We start from the raw sequence: 1,436 nt of genomic DNA on the forward strand, positions 1-1,436 counted from the left end.
CTAGATTTTGTGAGTTTCTCATGCTCTTATTTTTTATATTCCAGGAATAAACCAAAAGGAGTCAAGCCCAACTTTTATTGACTTTTTCTGCCTAGATTTGTTGAATTTCTCATGCTCTTGTTTTTTCTGTTCCAGGAACAAACCAGTAAGGAGTCAATCAAATCTTGACTTACTTTTTCTGACAAGAATTTCATTGAGTAATTCTATGCCAATAACTTTTTAAAATAATAACTTACTAAAGTTAGCTGATCACCTTTTTATTCATAACTTTTAGTTCTCCTTAAAGACTAATTACTCCTGACAAGATAATGAATTAATAACTCATAGCTGATAGCTGAATGCTAAAAACTGATAGCTAGTTAAACAATACCTATAACTTTCAGCATTTGATTGAGTGAATCTAAATTCACCAAAATATCTTCCACTAAGGAACTTTCATACATTATATTTCTAATCGGATAACAACCAAATGTTTCACCAATAAGATAGTAATGCTCCAATCCTAATAATCGACTAATATGCCAATAATAGTATCTAAGATAGTGGGGTGAAAAAAATTCAATAACTTTTGTCCCTGGGTTAGAGAATACTATATTTGTTAGACCACTTCCATGAGGAGCCACTATAATCTTGGCATGAGCAAAAATGGCAATCTGATTTTCTAGAGACATTGACTCTGGAGTAACATAAGTAAAACCAAACTGGCATAATATCTTTACTACCTCTTCTTCGTTAATTACCTGGCGATACCTAGCATTACTCCTGCCTACATATATTCTTTCTGATAACTCTGACCTATTAATATTTATATCTTTGAGAAATTCTTCTCTGAGAAATTTTAATCCCCAAGGTTGTAACCATCCCAGGTAACTAGGATATGAGGGTACGACTAATTCTTTTGCTTGAATATGAGGATGGCGATCGCTTGCTAAAATCTTCTCTTCTTTAATACCAATACTCTTTAATGTTTCTCGTTGAAAAGGTTGTTGATGGTCATTAACTACAAACCAATCTATCTCTTCTAAATTTATGCCCTGACGTAATATCTCTATTCTAGGTAGCAGGTCTACCATCCAATGAAAATATACATTTCCCGATAATACTGATAATATTGCTACCTTACCATTAATTTTCTCTAGGGGGGGTAGTTCTTCTAGGTCAAATATCTGATGTTGACTTGGGTCATGTTTTGTGCATCCTGGTAATGGAGATGGATACTCTCTAGACAAATCTGCCAATAAATAGTTATCTGGAGTCATGATAGCAATGCCGTAACATAGTCTCCAGTAATTTTTCTTGGGCATTATCCAAGCTCTTCCCGACCGTACTATAGTTACGAAGGTAGGACTCTGGGAAAGTTTCTGAAAGTAAGAAAATCCTGAATTACCATTTTTTCCATCTTTTGTCAAGGAAAGTATGCTTCCCTCCTTACTTAC

1 protein-coding gene is annotated in these 1,436 nt (G+C 34.1%); it reads right to left on the minus strand.

Annotation, left to right across the window (positions count from 1 at the left end):
• Positions 1-359 precede the first annotated feature (359 nt).
• On the minus strand, positions 360-1,436 hold a 1,077-nt coding region (locus tag F6K22_RS40790; protein WP_293110857.1), incomplete at its 5' end, for a glycosyltransferase family 61 protein.

This window comes from Okeania sp. SIO2F4 (assembly GCF_010672385.1).
Taxonomy (GTDB): domain Bacteria; phylum Cyanobacteriota; class Cyanobacteriia; order Cyanobacteriales; family Microcoleaceae; genus Trichodesmium.